The sequence below is a fragment of the Celeribacter arenosi genome, assembly GCF_039539485.1.
GTDB classification, from domain to species: Bacteria; Pseudomonadota; Alphaproteobacteria; order Rhodobacterales; family Rhodobacteraceae; genus Celeribacter; species Celeribacter arenosi.
This window is the reverse complement of sequence record NZ_BAABDF010000007.1, coordinates 1486720-1505544: the sequence shown is the minus strand read 5'-3', so window position 1 is coordinate 1505544 and position 18825 is coordinate 1486720. Positions and strand designations below refer to the sequence as shown.

The window sequence follows — 18825 nt, the reverse complement described above, 5'->3', positions numbered from 1 at the left end:
TTCTAAAGGGTTTATTTACCTACACGGGGCAGGATCAGGTCAATCGATCCGCCATAAGAGACCAATAGGACGACAGGCATGTCCGACGAAGCCGTCATTACAGCGCTCAGACGCAAGGCAGGGGTCGGTCGCGCCCCGCCAGAGGTGCAGCCGATGTCTGCGCCCAAAGCGCTGCGTTTGGCGGTTGCGCGTGCGGCCGAGGACACAATCGGCCTCATCGCGCAGGTCACCGGCGTGGCCGAGGACCGTAGCGCGATTTCGCGATTGGCGGGTCAAATGCCCGAAAGTGGACTTTTGTTCCTATTGGAGGGGCCGGGCGGGGCGACCGGTCTGGCCGCATTCGATCCCTTTGCGGTGGCGGCAATGGTCGAACAGCAAACCACAGGTGATGTCCTCAAACGTGCGCCGGAGGTACGTGAACCTACCGCTACCGATGCCATGATGTGCACGGACATCACGCAACAGATACTCGAACTTTTTGCAGACTGCCTCACAGAGGCGGAAAATCCCCCCGATGTCGCGGGCTATAGCGTGTCGAGCCAATTGAGCGAAGCCCGCTCTATCGGGTTGGCTTTTGAAGATGTGCCCTATCGGCTCTATCGCGTTTCACTGTCGCTCGGCCACGTTGCACGTGAGGGGGAGATGATCCTCGTGTTTCCGTATCAGGCACCTCAGGAAAACGCCAAAGCACGTGAATCAGATGTCTGGGAGACGGCTTTTGAAACGGCGGTTCTGGGCAGTGCGGCGCGTCTTGACGGTGTTCTCCATCGCTTTGAATTGCCGCTAACCGCCGTGATGGAACTAGAGGCGGGGATGCTGTTGGGGCTCCCTGCCGCAGCGCTCGGTCGCGTTGAAGTTCTCGCGGACGATCGTGTCGTCGCCTGCGCGCGTTTGGGGCAGATGAACGGGCATCGTGCGCTGCGCCTATGCCCTGCGCCTACTGATGATGATGAGGCTCCCGCGCTGGTGGGGTCCGCATTGCACGCCGATGCGCGCGTCCCATCGTCGATTGGCGCGCGCGGTCAGTTGGATACGCCAGATGCAGCGTGGGACGGGGCGCAGACCGCAGGTGGCGAAGCCGACGCCATGGTTGGGTTGGATGAACTGCCAAGCATCGGGGCCGATGCGCCGTCTGCTGACGCCAATGAGCTCGGGGAATTGCCCGAAATTGGGGACCTGCCTGCAATGGGCGACCTCCCACCTCTCGATGATTTCCCGCCAATGGGCGATTTGCCTGACATTGGTGATTTTCCGCCGATGGGCGATCTTCCCGATATCGAATAAAGTGGCTTCTTGACCTAAGGGAAGTTGTCCGATTGACTTGGGTCAAGGCCTTCAGCCCGCGTGGGCGCGATGCTCGTTCGACATCACGAGGAGATGGCGATGACCGACCACACACATAGGCATTCCCAATTGGTGGCACGCCTTGCCGAATTGCGGGCGCGTCTGGTGGAAATTGATGAAGAGCTGGACTCACATCAGTCAAAAGATTGGACCGAACTGGCGACCGAACGTGAGTCTGACGAAATGCTCGAAAGCATGGGGCAGGCGGGTCAGCAGGAGATCGCGAAAATCGAAGCCGCGCTGGTCCGTTTTGATCGGGGGGATTACGGCATCTGCCAGAAGTGTGGCGATCAGATCAGCGACGCCCGCCTGGATGTATTGCCCTACACGCCGCTGTGCAAATCCTGTGCGGCCGCGAGCGCAGACCAACGTAAGTAAATTGTGAAATTTTTGGAGGAAGTCATGAAACGAAAATCTGACACTGAAATCGACGACATCGTAGACGAATTGGTGGACAATGAATCGACGGCCAAGGCGTTGAAGAAAAAGCTTCACAATACGTTCGACGAAGACGCCGCCCGCTATCAGTCGGCAAAAGCAAAGAATGCGGACGACGACGACCTTTGGGATAATATGCCAGTCTAGCGGCATAGTTGCGCGATAGGGCCCGTGATAATGGGCGCTTGATTTCCCGGCGGTGCCGACGCCATTATGGCGCAACAAATGAACAAGCGCGGAATAGATGATGAGCGCGGCAGGGCAGGTCGAAGTTACAAGGCAAGGGCAGGTGACGGTGGTTCGTATGGCCGATCCGCCTTCCAATGTGTTGTCACGCGCGATGCGACACTCACTGCGCGCCGCCATAGAGGCGGCGGAAGCGGACGAGGCCTGCAAGGCGATTGTTCTGGGCGGTGTCGGGGCCTCATTTTCAACGGGAAGCGATCCGACCGCGCCTGACACCATGGCGGACGACGAGGATTTGGTCGCGCTATGCGCGCGTATCGAGGCCTGCAGTAAACCTGTTGTGTGTGCGTTGCACGGCCTCACATTGGAGGCGGGTCTGGGGGTCGCTCTTGCGTGCCACCATCGTGTCATGTCGGCCGGCGCGCAGATCGGGGCACCCGATATCACCATCGGCATGGTTGCAGGCTGCGCGACAACGCAGCGATTGCCGCGTCTCGTGGGGGCGGCAGCTGCGCTCGATCTACTCTTTGTCGGGCGTCCGATTGACGCCGCAACGGCCAAAAAGATCGGATTGGTGGATGCGGTTGCTAAATCACGCGCTGGCGAGGCGGCGATTGCGGCGGCCTTGGCCCTGATCGCAAAAGGTGGTGCGCCGCGCCGGACCAGCGAGATTTCCACTGGTTTAACGGATGGCGCCGGGTATCTGAAAGAAACCGCAAAGCGGCGCGCCGGAGCCCCGATCCATCAACGGGAAACCTTCGTCCAAATTGTCGAATGCGTTGAAGCTGCACTGTTGATGCCGTTCGAGGCGGGGGTAGCGCGCGAAACGCTCGCCCGTGCGCAATGCCGCGATAGCAGTAAAACCAAGGCGCTCAAATATGCGCTCGCAGCCGAGCGAATGACCCTATCGCCGGAGGGACTCGATCCTTCGCTAGCGGTTGTGGTGGACCGGGTCGGGATTATAGGGGCGACCCCCGTGGCTTTGGGGATCACGCTCGCGGCGTTGGACAATGGGCTACAGGTCCGTCTGGCGGCTGCAGATGCCGAGCGCACGCGGAAAATCAAGGCGCAGGTGGTTGACGCCTATGCACGCGCCGAAGAGCGCGGCCAGATCACGCCAAAGGTGCATGCTGCGCGCATTGCGTCGTTTTTTGCCGAACCGGGATTGGAAGATTTCAATACCGCGCAGGTGGTTATCGAGGCCACGGCTCTTCCAACGGATCAGCGGGCGCAACTCCTCGCCACGATTGAAAAGCGGATCGAGGATGAAACCGTCCTCGCCACGGTTACTGATGGCGGTTTTGACACGCTGATCAAAGGTTTGGCGCACCCGTCGCGTTTCGTCGGTCTGCATTTCTTTGCGCCGGTTCAGGCGTTGCGGGCGCTCGAACTGGTCCATCACCAAAATACCTCGGCGGAGGCGTTTGCAACGGCGCATGAATTTGCCCGTCAACTCGGCAAACTGCCCGTGGTCACAGCGCCTAGTGAAGGCCTCGTGGCCAACCGGATCGAACGTGCCGTCTGGGCGGCAATGGATGTGACCTTGCTGCTCGGTGCGCGGCCTTTGGACGTTGATCGTGCGATGCGGGCCTTGGGGTTTCCCATCGGGCCCTGTGCAGCCGTTGATATGCTCGGGCTGTCCTATGTGGGCGGGGCGGTTGCGAACTATCTCGCAGAGGCGGGGCGGACGGGACGTGCGGCGCGGGCGGGGTTCTTTGACTATAGCGACGATGGCGACGCCCGATTGCCCGGGCAGGACGATGACGCGGCGGTTGCCTTGATTGCGCAATTGCGTGAGAGCGCAGAAATCCCCGAACACCGGCTATCGCAGGAGGATATTCAGGACCGGTTGCTATTGGCTATGGCCAACACGGGTGCGCAGCTGTTGAGCGAGGGCGTTGTTGACCGACCCGCCGAGATCGACGTGGCGATGTTAATGGCCAAGGCGTTTCCGCGCTGGTTGGGTGGGCCGATGGAAGTGGCCGATCTCATGGGGTTGGCGACGGCTGAGCGTAAACTGCGCGGCTTTGCGGATATGGCCCCCGAAATCTGGACGCCCGCGCCATTGTGGCGCGAGTTGATCAAGAACGGTGCCAAGTTCTCGGACCTGAACGATATCTGATGGTTGTGTCGCATTCTTGAGGTCATTTTGGGCCGCGAGAACACCACTCTTTCGCTGAGCGGACTAATTCCTTTCAACCCCTTGATCGAGATCAAGGAATCACCGCTCCCCGCGGGCTATTCCAGTTATTGAGTGCAGCGGTCCGTGTCAGCAGTCAGGCCAGCATCGTTGCAATCCTCCCGCGGGCACCCTTCCGATCGTCCGCGCCGTATCCTGCCCTTTGTGCGTGGGTAGAATACCAGACTGGCGTCGTGGGATTTGCGTTTCTCCCTCGACGCCATTTTTCTTTTTGGGAGTACTGCGTGCCATCTTGGGAACCAGGCGTTCCAAGGGATGAGAGACTGTTCAAGGTGTCGGTTGGTTCCGATGCCCCTTTTGCGTGTTGAACAGAAGCTGACGCAGTGATCTTACGCTTCGCCCGTTGGGTGCACATACAGAAAGGGCGGGCGCTCCTTTCCCGACACATTGCCTTTTTGCGACCGCGGGTTTGCGCATTGGTGCGATGGACACGGCACCGCGCCACGCTAAACTGGGGCCGAAGAAGAGCAGGAGCCTATGGTGCAGTTTGATCCCGATGCGATTGGCGAAATTGCCCTGAAATGGCACCGCGAGGGGCGCGGAGCGGTGTTGGCAACTGTTGTCCAGACATGGGGCAGTGCGCCGCGACCTGTGGGCAGTCAGTTGGCCGTGTCCGGCGCGGGCGAAATCGCGGGGTCTGTGTCAGGTGGATGCGTCGAAGGCGCGGTTGTCGTCGAGGCGTTGGAGCTGTTGGAAAATCCGTCTGCCAAGATGCTCGAATTCGGGGTTTCTGACGAAGACGCCTTTGCCGTCGGTCTGGCCTGCGGCGGCACGATCCGTGTGTTTCTCGAACCCGTCGGGTCGGTCCTTTCTGAGGAAATTCTTGGAGCGATTGTGTCAGCGCAGGCTGTGCGCCGCCCCGTGGCCTATGTGGTCAATACTGCGTCGGGGGAGGGCCATGTGGCAGGGCGGGACGCATTTCCCGACCGCTTTTTGCGCGATCAATCGGGGTTTGAGGACGACGGTGAGACCTTTGTCGCCGTGCATAATCCGCCGCCGCGTTTGGTTGTCGTCGGTGCGGTTCACATCGCGCAAAACCTGCTGCCGATGGCCCGTGGCGCAGGGTTCGATGTCACATTGATCGACCCGCGCGATGCCTTTGCGTCCCGGAGCCGTTTTCCCGATGAGGCGATTAGCGACGCGTGGCCTGATGAGGCCCTGAACGCGCTCGCTCTGGATGCACGCACGGCTGTTGTCACCTTGACCCATGATCCAAAGCTCGACGATCCGGCGTTGATGGTCGCGCTGACCTCTTCGGCCTTTTATGTGGGATCGCTCGGATCCATGCGCACCCATGCGAAACGCGTTGAGCGGTTGTCAAAGGCCGGTCTCACGCAGGCGCAGATCGCGCGGCTACATGCGCCAGTGGGATTGGATATCAAGGCCCGCTCTCCCGGCGAGATTGCGGTATCGATCCTCGCAGAGGTGATTGCGGTCATGCGCGGTGCAGCGGAATGATTTTCTCAGAGCGCGCGGTTGGCGCATCTATCGGAACGATCCTTGGCCATTCTGTGCGTCTGCCTGACGGCGGGCGAATTGGAAAAGGCACGTTGATCGACGTGGAGCAGATCGATGCGTTGCAGAGGGCGGGAATACTGCATGTGACTGTGGCCGAATTGGAGCCGATGGATGTGGGCGAAGATCAGGCCGCCGAGGCGGTGGCCCGCGCGATCGTTCCCGCGCCCAAGGATGCGAACCTGAAATTGACCCGCGCGCATTCGGGGCGTGTGAACCTCGTGGCGACGGCACCTGGTATTGTGGGGTTGGATGCGGCTGCCCTGACCGAGCTCAACGCTCTGGATGAGAGCGTGACGGTCGCGACTCTGCCTCAATATCAACGTGTTATGGCGGGTGATCTTGCCGCCACGATCAAAATTATCCCATTTGCGGTCACCCGCAGTATTCTGTCGCATGCCTGTGAAATCGCACGCGGTAGCCTGCGTGTGCGCGGTGTGAAGGTGCGCACGGCGAGCCTGTTTGAAACGGTTATTGATGGCGATGTGCGCGGCAATAAAGGCGAGGCGGCGACGCGGGAGAGGCTTGCGCGGCTCGGAATGGATCTTATCCAAACCGAACTCGTGCCGCATGATGCAGAGGCGCTGGCCGAGGCGCTGGTCGCGGCGCAGGGTGATATCATCCTCATTCTGACCGCATCCGCGACGGTTGATCGCGCGGATACCGCGCCGCGGGCGTTGGAGATGGCAGGCGGTGAGGTGACGCGTTTTGGTATTCCGGTTGACCCGGGAAATTTGTTGTTTGCGGGGCATATGGGGGCGGCGCCTGTCATCGGTTTGCCAGGATGCGCGCGCTCTCCTGCCCTGAACGGGGCGGATTGGGTTTTGGAGCGTCTGGTGTGTGGCGTGCCGATTACGGATCGTGATATCGCGATGATGGGTGTCGGAGGCCTGTTGAAAGACGTCGTTGCGCGTGGTGCGCCGCGTCGCATCGACTAAGGTTCAAAAGACGTCTGCGCACACAGGCGGGTGTCGAAAATCGTGCTACACAATCGCCACAGGCTGTGGTGGAGTGGCGGCACGAATTAGGGAGATCGCAATGGAAAACCTCACGCTGAGTGTGAATGGCGCGCCGATTTCGGGCGATGTGGAGGGGCGGACCCTTTTAGTTGAGTTTTTGCGCGCTCAGGGCCTGACCGGCACGCATGTGGGCTGTGAAACCAGCCAATGTGGCGCCTGTGTTGTCCATCTCGACGGTGCACCTGTGAAAGCCTGTTCGATTTTCGCCCTTGAGGCCGAGGGCAAAGCCGTTTCCACGATCGAGGGTGTGGCAGATGGCGAGACGCTCGACCCTGTTCAGGCCGCGTTTCGCGAACACCACGGGTTGCAATGCGGGTTCTGCACGCCCGGAATGGTGATGACGACAAAGGCGCTTTTGGCCGAGACGCCCAAACCCACTGTCGAAGAGGTTCGCGCGGCCTTGGAAGGCAACCTGTGTCGCTGTACCGGCTACCATAATATTGTCAAAGCTGTCCTTGCCGCCTCTGGTCAGGACGTCAGCGATATCGCGGCGGAGTAGAGCGACATGTATAATTTTGACCTGATCCGCCCCAAATCGCTCGACGAAGCTTTATCCGCCCTCGCGGGGGAAGAAGCTCAGGCGCTGGGGGGAGGGCAGACGCTGATCCCGACGCTCAAGGCGCGGTTGGCGATGCCTGAAACGCTGGTGTGTTTGCTTGGCGTGCCCGAAATAACCGGGATTTGTGATGGCGACGACGGGCGGTTGTGCATCGGTGGGGCGACGACCCATGCCGCGGTTGCGCAGAACGACCGCTTTGCGGCGCTCGCTGCGCTGGCAGGGGATATTGGCGATCCAGCCGTGCGCACGCGCGGCACGATCGGCGGGTCGGTTGCCAACAATGACCCCTCCGCCTGCTATCCGGCGGCTGTTCTGGCCTGCGGGGCGGATGTGTGCACACAACATCGCGCCATCCCTGCGGATGACTTTTTCACCGGCCTCTTCGAGACGGCGCTTGAGGAGGACGAGATCATCACAGAGGTCCGTTTTCCCGTTCCCGATCGCGCAGCCTATGTGAAGTTTGAACAAACCGCCTCTCGCTTTGCGCTAGTTGGCGTTTTTGTTGCCGATTTCGGCGGAGATGTTCGGGTGGCGATCACCGGTGCGTCCGGGGAAGGCGTGTTCCGTTGGGGCGACGCCGAAGCCGCGCTTTCGGCGGATTTCCGGCCAGAGGCGCTGGACGGGTTGGAAATCGACGGTGAAGACATGCTCTCCGATAGTCACGGTTCCGCCGTTTACCGCGCCCATCTGTGCGGTGTCATTGCCAAACGGGCGGTGAAGGCGGCGCTTGGCTAAAACGCGGCCAAACAACGACAGCAAATTTTGAGCTACAGGTGACATGGGCCTGACCGTGCGCGTGGCCATTGTTGCCGCTACCTATGGCTGCGACGCATGGGCGGTTTTGCTCTGCAATGGACGCAAACCTGCCATGAGAGTCGCCGTGGTTTGATCCATCTCAGATATTTTGCGTCCGCGTCAGGGCAATGTCGCCGCATAGACAGGCACAAGGAGCCGTTCGAATGTCTCTCCCGCTTTCCGATGCTGCTCTCACCACGCTCGCCCTCGCGCTGGCCGGCACGCTGGGTCTCCTTTTTGGCAAGCTTCAGGTCCGAAAGGTGGGACTGGGGATTGGCGGGGTGCTGTTCTCCGGCATTCTCATCGGTGACTTGGCCGCACGAGCGGGGATCGGGTTCGACGAGCACGTCCTGCATTTCATACGGGAATTCGGGTTGATCCTTTTTGTATATACAATCGGGATTCAGGTCGGTCCTTCCTTCTTTTCGTCTTTTGCGAAGTCGGGATTGAAATTCAATCTGGCCGCCATGGGAATTGTGTTCACCGGCGTTGCTGTCACCTTGGCGATTTTTGCGATCACGGACCTGCCGTTGCCGGTTCTGGTCGGTATCATGTCGGGGGCGGTCACGAACACGCCCGGATTGGGCGCCGCCCAGCAGGCGCTTTCCGATGTGGGCCTGTCCGCGGATGAAATTGGTCTCACGGGCATGGGCTACGCGATGGCCTATCCTTTCGGCATTCTGGGCATTCTTATCACCATGTTCACGGTGCGCTTTGTGTTGGGAATTCGCATCGAGGCGGAAGAGGCGGCGTATCGTGCCGAAAGTGAGACCGGAGAGGCTTCGTTGCCGGCGATCAATGTGGAGGTCACCAATGCGAACTTTGATGGTGTGCCGCTCGGGTCTGTGCCCGACCTCTTCGACGCGGGCGTGATTGCATCGCGCATGAAAAAACGCGGCGAGTTGGTCGTGCCGACGCGCGAGCAGGTCGTTCACCTCGGCGATAGCCTGCACATTGTCGGGCCCGCTGAAAAACTGGCCGCGATGGTGATGATTCTCGGTCGGAAAACCGATCAGGCCCTCACTACCAAGGGATCGCGACTGACGTGGCAGCGACTGGTTGTTACCAAACAGAAGGTGCTGGGGCGGTCGCTGAGGGAACTGGCGTTGGTTGAGCGAAACGGCGTGACGATTTCGCGGATCAACCGGGCGGGCGTCGAATTGCCTGCGCAGGCAGGGGCCACATTGGCCTTTGGCGATATCGTGACGGTCGTCGGGACACCGCAGGAAATCGAAACTGTGCGCGAACGTTTGGGGGACGAAAAGGCCCGCCTCGACGAGGTGAATTTCCCCGCGCTTTTCTTTGGAATTTCGCTCGGGGTTCTGCTCGGGTCGATTCCCTTGGCCATTCCCGGACTGCCTGCGCCCTTGAAGCTCGGGTTGGCGGGGGGGCCGCTGATGGCCGCGATTATCCTCGGTCGGATGGGGCATCTCGGCCCGTTCACATTTGCGATGCCACCGACGGCCAACCATGCGTTGCGCGAATTCGGGATCGTTCTGTTTCTGGCTGTGGTCGGGATCGTCGCCGGTGACCGGTTCCTCGACACAATCCTGAACGGCGACGGGTTGTCGTGGATGGGCTATGGCGTTGCGATCACGGCGATACCGCTATTGGTTGTCGGTTTCGTGGCGCGGGTGTTCGCCAAGTTCAATTATCTGTCGCTATGTGGCGTGCTCGCCGGATCGATGACGGACCCGCCTGCGTTGGCCTTCGCGGTGTCGATGAGCAACTCTGGCGCGGCCTCGGTGGGATATGTGTCGGTTTATCCGCTGGTTATGTTCCTGCGTATCATGATGGCGCAGGTGCTCGTTCTCTTGCTCTCCGGCGTGGCCATGTGATCGCCACCACAGGGCGTGCGCAAAGAAAAACCCCCGCTCCGAAAAGGGCGGGGGTGATCATTTTCGCAAAGGTCGATGTGGTAGCGTCAGCCTTTGGCAGGCAACGGGCCAACCATCATGACCATCTGGCGGCCTTCCATCTTCGGCATGTTTTCGATCTTGCCGATTTCCTTCACGTCGTCTGCAACACGTTCAAGAAGCTGACGTCCCAGATCCTGGTGCGCCATTTCACGGCCACGGAAACGCAGGGTCACTTTGACCTTGTCGCCGTTTTCAAGGAACTTGAAGACGTTGCGCATCTTCACGTCATAGTCGTGCACATCGGTACCAGGCCGGAATTTGACCTCTTTGATCTCGATGATCTTCTGTTTTTTGCGGGCCTCGGATTCGCGCTTTTGCTGTTCGTATTTGAACTTTCCGAAATCCATGATCTTGCAAACTGGCGGCTCGGCGTTCGGCGAGATTTCGACGAGATCGAGACCGGCAATTTCGGCAAGTTCCATGGCGCGCGTGGGGGTCACCACGCCGTGGTTTTCACCCTCGGCTCCGATAAGACGAATTTCCGGCGAGCGAATGCGATCATTGATGCGCGGTCCGGTGTCTCTGGTCGGCGGGGCGTTGTGGGGTCTACGGGCTATGGTGGGCTCCTATTGGTTGTTTCTGTAATTCTGCGCGAAAATAGGGCGAAAGCCCCGTGCTTTCAACTGCCTTTTGAGCCGCATTCCGCAAGGGGGAAGCGGGCAGGGTATATCCCCTTTTCTTTGGCAGCGCAGCATGCCATATCGCTGGCTAGGGAAACACGATTTTTCCCAAAGAAAAACGAGGAAAAGTCTATGCAAAAACGAATTCTTGCTGGTGCCGTAATCACTGGTCTCGCGCTTAGCCTTGCAGCTTGCAAAGAAGAAGAAACAGCCGCCGAAACTGGCAATGCAGCCGCAACTGCGGTTGAAGAAGCCAGCGAAGGTGTGGCCGGTGTTCTTGAAAGCGCAACCGACGCTGTGACCGATGCCGCCGAAGGCGCCGTTGAAGCAGCCGGTGATGCTGTTGAAGCCGCTGGTGAAGCCGTTGAAAATGCAGCTGACGCTGTGACCGTAACCGCAGGCGATGCCGCTGCTGCTGCAACCGAAGCAGCTGGTGACGCGCTTGAAACCGCGGGTGACATGGCTGACACAGCTGCCGAAGCTGCAGGCGATGCCGTTGACGCTGCGGGTGATGTTGCGGGCGGTGCAGCCGATGCTGCCGCAGATATGGCAACCGATGCCGCAGATGCCGCGTCCGATGCAGTTGATGCTGCTGCGGGTGCTGTCGATGCAGCCGGTGACGCCGTTGCCGAAAAAGCAGGCGACGCAATGGAAGCTGCTGGCGATATGGCCGAAGGTGCTGCAGATGCGGCTGGTGATGCGGTCGACGCGACTGTGGATGCCGCTGGCGATGCAGCCGACGCTGTAACCGATGCCGCGACCGACGCAACTGAAGGCGCAGGCGACATGGCTGCCGACGCGACCGCGATGTCTTTTGATCCAGCTGCTGCTGCGGAAGTGTTCTCTGCCGAAGGTTTCGACCTCGACAAAGCCAAAGCGATGCTCGAAGTGTCCCCGCTGGACGACAAATCCAAAACCACGATTTCTACTGCGCTTGAGCGCGCGTCGGGCCACCCCGATCTGCTCAACGCCGTTCTGGAACGTGTACGTTCGCTTCTGAGCCTCTAAGAGAGCTTTCAGACACCTAACGAAAAGCCCCGCCAAATCGGCGGGGCTTTTTGCATTCCTAGTCAGTGATTTATGGCGTTTAGTTAATCTACGAACGCCTTCTCAACGACGTATTCCTTGGGTTCCGAATTCGCGCCCTCGCGCAGACCAAAACCATCAAGGATGGCCATGATGTCTTTGTTGAAGGCGAGGTTGCCGCAGACCATGCCGCGGTCAGTTTCAGGGTTGATCGGGTCGATGCCGAGATCTTTGAACACCTTGCCCGAGCTGAGATTGTCCGTGACGCGCCCCATGTGGTGGAACTCTTCACGGGTCGTTGTCGGGTAATAGCGCAGCTTGCCCTGTTCGATTTCCGACAGCATCTCGTCGGACTTAATCGTTTCGACCAATTGGCGCCCGTATTCCAGCTCGCTCACCTCACGGCAGGTGTGCATCAGAATGACTTCGTCGAACTTCTCGAACACTTCGGGGTCGCGCATCAGAGAGGCAAAAGGGGCAATGCCCGTTCCAGTGGCAAAGAACCACAGACGCTTGCCCGGCAAAAGCGCATCGACGACCAGCGTGCCGACCGGTTTGGGACGCAGAATGATCTGGTCGCCCGGCTGGATGTGCTGGAGGCGCGATGTCAGGGGGCCATCCTGCACCTTGATCGAGTAGAATTCGAGGTGGTCTTCCCATGACGGCGAGGCAATGGAGTAGGCGCGCAGGAGCGGTTTCGGTTTCCCCGTCTTCGGGTTCACATCGCCCATGAGTCCGATCATCACAAATTCACCGGAGCGAAAGCGCAGGGTTTGAGGGCGCGCGACGGTGAATGAGAACAGGCGGTCGTTCCAGTGTTTTACCTCGAGTACCTCGGCGGCATCGGGCAATGTGGGAACGGGTTTGGATTTCATTTCGGTCACGGCGGTTTGCTCGGTCATTGCGGAATTGGACCTCTCTTAAAGGGTGTGTTCAATGCATCTTTGATTTGCATCAGACGAAAGAGGCCACAGTGTCGCGGCCCTTTTGGCGTGTCAGGCGGTGTTGCGCAAGCGGGCGCGGTAGTCATGCGACGCCCAGTCCGCGCGAAATTGCCATTGCTCTTGGGGTTGGCGGGCCGCGAGGTCGTCCGAAATTTCCACTTCGTCAAACCCGGACCGGCGCGCCATTGCGTATTGATCGGCGATCACATGGCCACGTGCGCGCAGGCGACCGGTAAAACCGTATGTGCGCAAGAGCCGGGCGAGCGTGAAGCCGCGGCCATCCGAAAAGGAGGGGAAATCGATGCGGATCGCATCTGCCGAAAGGTGGGCCGACAAGTCCTCGGGCGCAGTATCCGATGGCAAATCGAGCCATTGTGCGCCGAAATCGTCGGCGACGAAGCCATTGTCTGTAACGATGACACTCATGCGGCGTCTCCTTTTGCGTCTGCGGGCATTGGGCCGCGCACGATTTTGCCATCCACAAAGTGAATGCCGCACTCCGATTTTTCCGACCCGCGCCAGCGACCCGCACGGGGGTCTTCTCCGGCGGCGACCGGCGATGTGCAGGGCGCACAGCCGATGGACGGATACCCCTTCGCTACCAAGGGGTGGCGGGGCAGGCGGTTGTTGATGATGTAGTCCTGAACGTCTTCGGGGCCCCAATGGGCGAGCGGGTTCACCTTGATGCGGGCATCAAGTTCATTCTCGAAAAAATCGAGCGTGACGCGGTTGCCGCCCTGAAACCGTTTGCGCCCGGTGATCCAGGCGTCAAAGCCGGAAAGGGCGCCGTGCAGGGGCCGTGTTTTGCGCAGATCACAGCAGGCATCCGTGTCCGTGCGGTGCAAAAGCCCCTCTGGATCATGCGCTGCAAGGCTCGCAGGTGCGGGCCGGATGCGCCGGATATCGCGCAGGTCGAGGCGCGAGATCAGATCGAGTTGATACTCCACCGTTTCGGGAAACAGCATTTCGGTGTCGATGAAAATGACCGGCGTGTCCGGCTTCATCACCGAAATCATGTGCAGCAGGACCACAGATTCCGCGCCAAAGGACGAAACGAGCGCGATGCGCCCCAGTTCTCGGTCACGCAGCGCCAGTTCCAGCACCGAAGTGGCGGAGTGGTTGGCGTACCGGTCATTCAGGCGCTCGACCCGCGTCTGAACGGTGCCGAATTCTTCGCGCAGGAGCGCTGCGTTATGCGGCATCGGCTTTGGCCTCTTCCTTAGGCGGGTATAGCGCACCTTTGAATGGCTCCATGCCGAGGCGACGATAGGTCTGCAGGAATGTCTCCTCGTCACTTTCACGCAGGTCGAGGTAGGCATAGATCAACCGCTCAATCGCGGGCACGATTTCGTCATAGGCAAAGCCCGGTCCGGTGCGTTCGCCGATCACGGTCGTTTCCGTACCGTCGCCGCCGAGCGTGATCTGGTAGTTCTCCACACCTGCGCGGTCGAGACCAAGGATGCCGATGTGCCCGACGTGGTGGTGACCACAGGCGTTGATGCAACCGGAGATTTTGATCTTTAGCGCGCCGACTTCGTGCTCCAGTTTGAGTTCGTCAAACCGGGTCGCAATTTGTTGGGCAACCGGAATAGAACGCGCGGTCGCCAAGGCGCAGTAATCCATGCCCGGGCAGGCGATGATGTCGGAGGCCAGCCCGATGTTCGCCGTTGCCAGATCGACCGATTTCAACGCCGCATGCAACGCCGGAAGGTTCGATTTGTGCACATGGGGCAGGATCACGTTCTGTTCGTGCGAGATGCGCAATTCGTCATGGCCCCAGTCGCGGGCAGCCTGTGCCAATGCGCGCATCTGCGCAGATGTTGCATCGCCAGGTGTTTGACCATGTGCCTTTGTCGAGACTGTTACGATCGCATAGTCATCGTTTTTGTGCGCGCTCAGGTTCGTGTCGACCCAAGAGCGATAGACAGGGTCGCAAGCGTAGGCGTCGTCGTGGGCCTTTGTTGATCCCTCGATGAATTCAGGCAAGGCAAAGAATTGTTCGATCCGTGCAAGCTCATCCAATGCCGCATTGTTGAATTGCGGGCGGATGAGCGCATAGCGTTCGGCGACGCGGGCGCGGATGTCGTCAATGCCATGCTCGTGCACCGTGATCTTGATGCGCGCCTTGTATTTGTTGTCGCGCCGCCCGAGCAGGTTCCACACGGACACCACCGCCTCGACGTAGGGCAGAAGGTCCACGATTGGCACAAAGTCGGCCAGCACCTTTCCGACCATCGGTGTGCGCCCGAGGCCGCCACCCACAATCACCTCGGCGCCGAGCACGCCGTCTTGCGACTTCAGTACGAGGCCGATGTCATGGGCGCGCACGACGGCGCGGTCCGCTTTGGCGCCCGTGACGGCGAACTTGAATTTGCGGGGCAGAAACTGGAACTCCGGGTGGTCGGTGGACCATTGGCGGATCAGTTCGGCAACAGGGCGCGGGTCGACCGTTTCATCCGCAGCGGCACCGGCAAAGTGGTCTGCCGTGACGTTTCGGATCGTATTCCCGGAGGTCTGGATCGCATGCATTTCGACGTCCGCGAGATCGGACAGGATCGCGGGAACATCGGGAAGTTTCGGCCAGTTGAACTGGATATTCTGGCGGGTCGTAAAATGGCCATAGCCGCGATCATAGGTGTCGGCGATATGGGCGAACTGGTCCATCTGGGCGCTCGAAAGGGTGCCGTAGGGAACCGCGACGCGCAGCATGTAGGCGTGCAATTGCAGATAAAGCCCGTTCATCAGGCGAAGCGGGCGGAACTCTTCCTCGGTTAGCGAGCCGTCGATGCGACGTGCGACCTGTGCGGAGAATTGTGCGACGCGTTCGCGCACGAAGGCGGTGTCAAAGTCGTTATAGGCGTACATGTGTTAAAGCTCCGCCTGTTTGCCATGGAAATAATTCGAAGGTCCGGTGCGGCGGAATTCTTCGCGAAAGTGCGCAGGCTCCGGTCCGCTCGCACCTTTCGTTGCATCGGCAAGATAGGGTCCAACGATCATCTGGTTCGCGCCAGCCGCGACCAATGTGGCCTCGGCGGTTTCGGCGTCCTCGAATAGGCGCGCGTGCTCAAGGCGACGCACCCAGGCGCCGTCCTCTGCGAGATAGACGACGTCACCTTCGAGAAGGGCGTTTGCGGTAATGACTTTGGGCGTAAAGGGACGGGCCATGGCTCTTTTCCGACTTGCGATTTCTCCTGTCTAATTTAGAACATTATCCCAAGAATGCGCCATGGGTGCGGGCGAATAAGGATGTTTGTTCCACGCTGGCGGGAATGGTGGACACAGGTTCCACAGATGAAGGGAATGCCGAAATGTCAGTCCAGATAGATGCGATGGACCGGAAAATCCTAGGTGAGCTTCAGCGCGATGCAGGACAGTCCTTGGATGAAATTGCGCGAAAAGTGGGGTCTTCGAAGACGCCGGTGTGGAACCGGATCAAGAAAATGCGTGAGGGCGGGGTGATCGGTCAGCAAACCGTGATCCTTGATCCCGAGAGTCTCGGGCTGGAGGCATGTTTCTTCGTTCTTGTTCGCACGAACGCGCATGAAGCAGGGTGGCAGGAGAAATTTCTGCAGGTGCTAAAGCGGCGGCCCGAAGTTTTGGAGGCCCATCGGTTGGCGGGTGAAATCGACTACATTTTGAAGGTGCGGGTGCGCAACGCAAAGGCCTATGACGAGTTCTATCAGGCGCTGATCGGCGAAGTGTCGATTTACAACGTCACCGCGCTTCTCTCCATGCAGGAAATCAAGTCTACGACCCAGATCCCGTTGTAAGAAAGGGTTCGAGGTCGCCAAAGCTGGTGTAGCGCCGTTCAAACCCAAGGCCGAGCCGTTCTGCCGCATCGCGCGCTTTGGCGGTCAGGTCGGCGTTTTCGGTTTGGGCGAGATAAACGAGCGTTTCGTAATTGCCGAAATAGGCGTCGCGCAAATCAGGGTAGCGGGCGAGGCCGAGAGGTTCCCACACAAAGGCGTCGAATTGGCGTGCGAGGAAGTCGGTCAGGTAAAAGCTGGTGACTTCGCCACGCTGCGCGAAGGTCTTTGTTCCGTCAAAAAAGGCATAGCAATGGGGGGCATCGATCATGGTCACGCCGAGGCGATCGCACAGGCTCTGCAACTGTCCGCCTGTGCCGCAATCGCCATAGGCAATTAGGATTTCGTCGTAGTCTTCTTTGTGCTTATACACTGCATTTTCAATGGCTTGCGGTATCTTCCTTGGGTCGTTGTGCAGGATAGCAGGAAGGCAGGTCAGCGTGAGATGCGTCAGCCCATTCATGTCGATCAGGGCGATGATTTCCCGCGCCAGAGCACCACAGGCAATAACGAGTGTGCGCCCCGCACCGATGGGTGCGAGGCCTGTGTCGCGTAGGTCTGTGTCCGCTGGGATCACGCCGGATTTAGCCGCTCTTGGATCATTCGTTTCGCGGTTTCCACGGCAATCGCGGCATCGTCACAATAGGCGTCTGCGCCGATCGCACGGCCGAATTCTTCGTTGAGGGGAGCACCGCCACACAGCACGATGTATTTGTCGCGCAGGCCCTGATCCTTCAGGTTCTCGATCACGGTTTTCATATAGGGCATGGTGGTCGTGAGCAGGGCGGACATCCCGATAATGTCGGCGCCTTCGCGCTCTGCGGTCTCGATGTATTCGCTGGCTTCGGTATTGATGCCGAGGTCAATGATCTCGAAACCCGCACCCTCCATCATCATCGCGACGAGGTTTTTGCCGATGTCATGGATGTCGCCTTTGACGGTCCCGATCACCATTTTGCCCATCTTGGGCGCGCCGGTTTCGATCAGGAGCGGTTTGAGGATCGACATTCCGCCCTTCATGGCCTGCGCGGCGCGCAGCACTTCGGGTACGAATAGAATGCCGTCGCGAAAATCGTCGCCCACGATCTGCATGCCGCTGACAAGCGCCTTGGTGAGGATGTCGTATGGGGTCCATTTCCGCTCGAGCAGAATGCCCACGGCTTCCTCGATTTCCGGTTTCATGCCGTCATAGAGGTCGTCCATCATCTGTTCGACCAATTCGCCGTCATCGAGGTCCGCGAGGACCAGATCATTTTCTTCGTCAGACATGGGCATATTCCTTTGCCAGCCAACATGGGGCGCAATTGCCCCGTTGGCAAATGTTCTTACTTTGTTCTATCTTCGCGGCATGACAGCCGACTCGACATTGCACCTTGGTCAAAAAGCCCGCGCGCGCGGCGTCACGTCGAATGCGGCGGGGCGCTTTGAGGCGCATGGGCGCCTCGCGTTTGACGATGGATGGGATATTCCCCATGCAGAGGCGCTTTTGCGCACCGAGGTCGCAACCGAGCGGCCGCGCAAAGTCATTTCGCGCAATGACAGTCCCGATATTCCCTTTGATCGCTCGATCAATCCGTATCGTGGTTGCGAGCACGGGTGCAGTTACTGCTTTGCGCGCCCCACGCATGCCTATCTGGGCCTCTCTGCGGGGCTCGATTTTGAAACCCGTTTGACGCGAAAGGTTGGCGTGCGCGCGGTGGTGGAGCGGGAGCTGGCGGCAAAATCCTATAGCGTGGCGCCCATCGCCATTGGGACCAACACCGATCCCTATCAACCGATCGAACAATCCGCGCGGGTCATGCGGGATGTGTTGAAGGTGCTCAGTGAACACAACCACCCCGTCACGATTACGACCAAAGGCACTTTGATCGAGCGCGATATTGATATTCTCGTGCCAATGGCGGCCAAAGGATTGGTTCAGGTTGGCATCTCTCTGACGACGCTCGGCGCGCGCCTGTCGCGACAGTTGGAACCGCGCGCACCGGTTCCGGTGCGCCGTCTCAAGACCATTAAAACGCTGTCCGAGGCCGGAATTTCGGTGCGCGTCATGCTTGCGCCGGTCATTCCCGCACTGACCGATCACGAAATGGAGGCGATCATGGCCGCAGCAAGCGGTCATGGTGCGCGGGCTGCGAGCTATATCGCGCTGCGGTTGCCGCGCGAGGTGGCGCCGCTGTTTCGCGAATGGCTGTCCACGCATGTGCCTGATCGGGCAGAACGCGTGATGGCGCGGGTTCGCGAAATGCATGGTGGGCAGGACTATGACCCCGAGTGGGGAAAGCGCATGACCGGGGAGGGCCCGTGGGCCGACCTTCTGGCGCAGCGTTTCGCGATTGCCCTGCGCAAAACAGGGCTGAGCCGTGAATTGCCGCCCCTCGACAGGACGCGTTTTTGCGTCCCGCCCCGAACGGGCGATCAATTGTCGCTGTTCTGAGAATGCGGCCATGAGGTCTG

General features: G+C 59.6%; 20 protein-coding genes. 12 read left to right on the top strand and 8 right to left on the bottom strand.

The genetic code is table 11. From position 1 onward, the window contains the following. Positions 1 to 78 precede the first annotated feature (78 nt). The 9 genes from ABD815_RS15015 to ABD815_RS14975 all read left to right on the top strand — a co-directional run bounded on the left by ABD815_RS15015 (position 79) and on the right by ABD815_RS14975 (position 9894). Positions 79 to 1284: a FliM/FliN family flagellar motor switch protein gene (locus tag ABD815_RS15015; RefSeq protein WP_344848551.1), complete on the top strand. Its 1206-nt coding sequence runs from the start codon at positions 79 to 81 to the stop codon at positions 1282 to 1284. 99 nt (positions 1285 to 1383) lie between these two features. Next, on the top strand, positions 1384 to 1722 hold the full coding sequence (locus ABD815_RS15010; RefSeq protein WP_344848549.1) for a TraR/DksA family transcriptional regulator: 339 nt from the start codon (positions 1384 to 1386) through the stop codon (positions 1720 to 1722). A 24-nt stretch (positions 1723 to 1746) separates the two neighbouring features. After that, the gene (locus ABD815_RS15005) at positions 1747 to 1929 is read left to right on the top strand and encodes a hypothetical protein (RefSeq protein ID WP_344848547.1); all 183 of its coding nucleotides are present in this window, start codon (positions 1747 to 1749) and stop codon (positions 1927 to 1929) included. A gap of 97 nt (positions 1930 to 2026) precedes the next feature. Beyond that, the gene (locus tag ABD815_RS15000; protein WP_344848544.1) at positions 2027 to 4090 is read left to right on the top strand and encodes a 3-hydroxyacyl-CoA dehydrogenase NAD-binding domain-containing protein; all 2064 of its coding nucleotides are present in this window, start codon (positions 2027 to 2029) and stop codon (positions 4088 to 4090) included. A gap of 555 nt (positions 4091 to 4645) precedes the next feature. Continuing rightward, on the top strand, positions 4646 to 5626 hold the full coding sequence (locus tag ABD815_RS14995; RefSeq protein WP_344848542.1) for an XdhC family protein: 981 nt from the start codon (positions 4646 to 4648) through the stop codon (positions 5624 to 5626). Continuing rightward, a complete protein-coding gene (locus tag ABD815_RS14990; RefSeq protein ID WP_344848539.1) occupies positions 5623 to 6621 on the top strand; it encodes a molybdopterin-binding protein in 999 nt (332 codons plus the stop codon). Before ABD815_RS14995 ends, ABD815_RS14990 begins: the two co-directional genes overlap by 4 nt. Before the next feature lie 100 nt (positions 6622 to 6721). Then, the gene (locus tag ABD815_RS14985; RefSeq protein WP_344848536.1) at positions 6722 to 7201 is read left to right on the top strand and encodes a (2Fe-2S)-binding protein; all 480 of its coding nucleotides are present in this window, start codon (positions 6722 to 6724) and stop codon (positions 7199 to 7201) included. 6 nt (positions 7202 to 7207) lie between these two features. Continuing rightward, positions 7208 to 7996 (top strand): FAD binding domain-containing protein, encoded by a 789-nt coding sequence (locus ABD815_RS14980; protein WP_344848533.1) that lies wholly within the window; start codon positions 7208 to 7210, stop codon positions 7994 to 7996. 224 nt (positions 7997 to 8220) lie between these two features. Continuing rightward, on the top strand, positions 8221 to 9894 hold the full coding sequence (locus ABD815_RS14975) for a putative transporter (RefSeq protein WP_344848530.1): 1674 nt from the start codon (positions 8221 to 8223) through the stop codon (positions 9892 to 9894). An 86-nt stretch (positions 9895 to 9980) separates the two neighbouring features. Here the strand turns inward: ABD815_RS14975 and infC are convergent, their stop codons facing one another. Further along, a complete protein-coding gene (gene infC, locus ABD815_RS14970) occupies positions 9981 to 10481 on the bottom strand; it encodes a translation initiation factor IF-3 (RefSeq protein WP_425549874.1) in 501 nt (166 codons plus the stop codon). A 246-nt stretch (positions 10482 to 10727) separates the two neighbouring features. Between infC and ABD815_RS14965 the strand changes: the two genes are divergently transcribed. After that, on the top strand, positions 10728 to 11603 hold the full coding sequence (locus tag ABD815_RS14965) for a hypothetical protein (RefSeq protein WP_344848524.1): 876 nt from the start codon (positions 10728 to 10730) through the stop codon (positions 11601 to 11603). An 83-nt stretch (positions 11604 to 11686) separates the two neighbouring features. Here ABD815_RS14965 and ABD815_RS14960 read toward each other — a convergent pair whose 3' ends face one another. From ABD815_RS14960 to ABD815_RS14940, 5 genes are all read right to left on the bottom strand, one after another. After that, positions 11687 to 12523 (bottom strand): ferredoxin--NADP reductase, encoded by an 837-nt coding sequence (locus ABD815_RS14960; RefSeq protein ID WP_344848520.1) that lies wholly within the window; start codon positions 12521 to 12523, stop codon positions 11687 to 11689. 93 nt (positions 12524 to 12616) lie between these two features. Next, positions 12617 to 12991 (bottom strand): DUF934 domain-containing protein, encoded by a 375-nt coding sequence (locus tag ABD815_RS14955; RefSeq protein WP_344848515.1) that lies wholly within the window; start codon positions 12989 to 12991, stop codon positions 12617 to 12619. After that, on the bottom strand, positions 12988 to 13767 hold the full coding sequence (locus ABD815_RS14950) for a phosphoadenylyl-sulfate reductase (RefSeq protein WP_344848509.1): 780 nt from the start codon (positions 13765 to 13767) through the stop codon (positions 12988 to 12990). Before ABD815_RS14950 ends, ABD815_RS14955 begins: the two co-directional genes overlap by 4 nt. Further along, positions 13757 to 15430, bottom strand: a complete 1674-nt coding sequence (locus ABD815_RS14945; protein WP_344848505.1) for a nitrite/sulfite reductase — start codon at positions 15428 to 15430, stop codon at positions 13757 to 13759. The genes ABD815_RS14950 and ABD815_RS14945 overlap by 11 nt, the downstream gene beginning before the upstream one ends. Positions 15431 to 15433: 3 nt before the next feature. Next, entirely contained in the window at positions 15434 to 15730 is a 297-nt protein-coding gene (locus ABD815_RS14940; protein ID WP_344848502.1) for a DUF2849 domain-containing protein, read from the bottom strand. 143 nt (positions 15731 to 15873) lie between these two features. Here ABD815_RS14940 and ABD815_RS14935 point away from each other — a divergent pair, with 143 nt between their 5' ends. Further along, positions 15874 to 16335, top strand: coding sequence for an Lrp/AsnC family transcriptional regulator (locus tag ABD815_RS14935; RefSeq protein ID WP_344848499.1), 462 nt, complete (start codon positions 15874 to 15876; stop codon positions 16333 to 16335). Here ABD815_RS14935 and ABD815_RS14930 read toward each other — a convergent pair. Both ABD815_RS14930 and ABD815_RS14925 read right to left on the bottom strand, forming a co-directional pair. Next, positions 16313 to 16948, bottom strand: a complete 636-nt coding sequence (locus ABD815_RS14930) for a DUF1638 domain-containing protein (protein ID WP_425549865.1) — start codon at positions 16946 to 16948, stop codon at positions 16313 to 16315. The genes ABD815_RS14935 and ABD815_RS14930 overlap by 23 nt on opposite strands. After that, positions 16945 to 17640: a corrinoid protein gene (locus ABD815_RS14925; RefSeq protein ID WP_344848497.1), complete on the bottom strand. Its 696-nt coding sequence runs from the start codon at positions 17638 to 17640 to the stop codon at positions 16945 to 16947. The genes ABD815_RS14930 and ABD815_RS14925 overlap by 4 nt, the downstream gene beginning before the upstream one ends. Before the next feature lie 79 nt (positions 17641 to 17719). On the opposite strand from ABD815_RS14925, the gene ABD815_RS14920 reads away from it, so the two are divergent. Next, positions 17720 to 18805 (top strand): PA0069 family radical SAM protein, encoded by a 1086-nt coding sequence (locus ABD815_RS14920; RefSeq protein WP_344848668.1) that lies wholly within the window; start codon positions 17720 to 17722, stop codon positions 18803 to 18805. Positions 18806 to 18825 lie beyond the last annotated feature (20 nt).

Excerpts from the sequence above, each read along its gene's own strand:
- ABD815_RS15015 (WP_344848551.1), top strand. The coding sequence starts at position 79 with ATGTCCGACGAAGCCGTCATTACAGCGCTCAGACGCAAGGCAGGGGTC.
- ABD815_RS15010 (WP_344848549.1), top strand. The coding sequence starts at position 1,384 with ATGACCGACCACACACATAGGCATTCCCAATTGGTGGCACGCCTTGCC.
- ABD815_RS15005 (WP_344848547.1), top strand. The coding sequence starts at position 1,747 with ATGAAACGAAAATCTGACACTGAAATCGACGACATCGTAGACGAATTG.
- ABD815_RS15000 (WP_344848544.1), top strand. The coding sequence starts at position 2,027 with ATGATGAGCGCGGCAGGGCAGGTCGAAGTTACAAGGCAAGGGCAGGTG.
- ABD815_RS14995 (WP_344848542.1), top strand. The coding sequence starts at position 4,646 with ATGGTGCAGTTTGATCCCGATGCGATTGGCGAAATTGCCCTGAAATGG.
- ABD815_RS14990 (WP_344848539.1), top strand. The coding sequence starts at position 5,623 with ATGATTTTCTCAGAGCGCGCGGTTGGCGCATCTATCGGAACGATCCTT.
- ABD815_RS14985 (WP_344848536.1), top strand. The coding sequence starts at position 6,722 with ATGGAAAACCTCACGCTGAGTGTGAATGGCGCGCCGATTTCGGGCGAT.
- ABD815_RS14980 (WP_344848533.1), top strand. The coding sequence starts at position 7,208 with ATGTATAATTTTGACCTGATCCGCCCCAAATCGCTCGACGAAGCTTTA.
- ABD815_RS14975 (WP_344848530.1), top strand. The coding sequence starts at position 8,221 with ATGTCTCTCCCGCTTTCCGATGCTGCTCTCACCACGCTCGCCCTCGCG.
- ABD815_RS14965 (WP_344848524.1), top strand. The coding sequence starts at position 10,728 with ATGCAAAAACGAATTCTTGCTGGTGCCGTAATCACTGGTCTCGCGCTT.
- ABD815_RS14960 (WP_344848520.1), bottom strand. The coding sequence starts at position 12,523 with ATGACCGAGCAAACCGCCGTGACCGAAATGAAATCCAAACCCGTTCCC.
- ABD815_RS14955 (WP_344848515.1), bottom strand. The coding sequence starts at position 12,991 with ATGAGTGTCATCGTTACAGACAATGGCTTCGTCGCCGACGATTTCGGC.
- ABD815_RS14950 (WP_344848509.1), bottom strand. The coding sequence starts at position 13,767 with ATGCCGCATAACGCAGCGCTCCTGCGCGAAGAATTCGGCACCGTTCAG.
- ABD815_RS14945 (WP_344848505.1), bottom strand. The coding sequence starts at position 15,430 with ATGTACGCCTATAACGACTTTGACACCGCCTTCGTGCGCGAACGCGTC.
- ABD815_RS14940 (WP_344848502.1), bottom strand. The coding sequence starts at position 15,730 with ATGGCCCGTCCCTTTACGCCCAAAGTCATTACCGCAAACGCCCTTCTC.
- ABD815_RS14935 (WP_344848499.1), top strand. The coding sequence starts at position 15,874 with ATGTCAGTCCAGATAGATGCGATGGACCGGAAAATCCTAGGTGAGCTT.
- ABD815_RS14925 (WP_344848497.1), bottom strand. The coding sequence starts at position 17,640 with ATGTCTGACGAAGAAAATGATCTGGTCCTCGCGGACCTCGATGACGGC.
- ABD815_RS14920 (WP_344848668.1), top strand. The coding sequence starts at position 17,720 with ATGACAGCCGACTCGACATTGCACCTTGGTCAAAAAGCCCGCGCGCGC.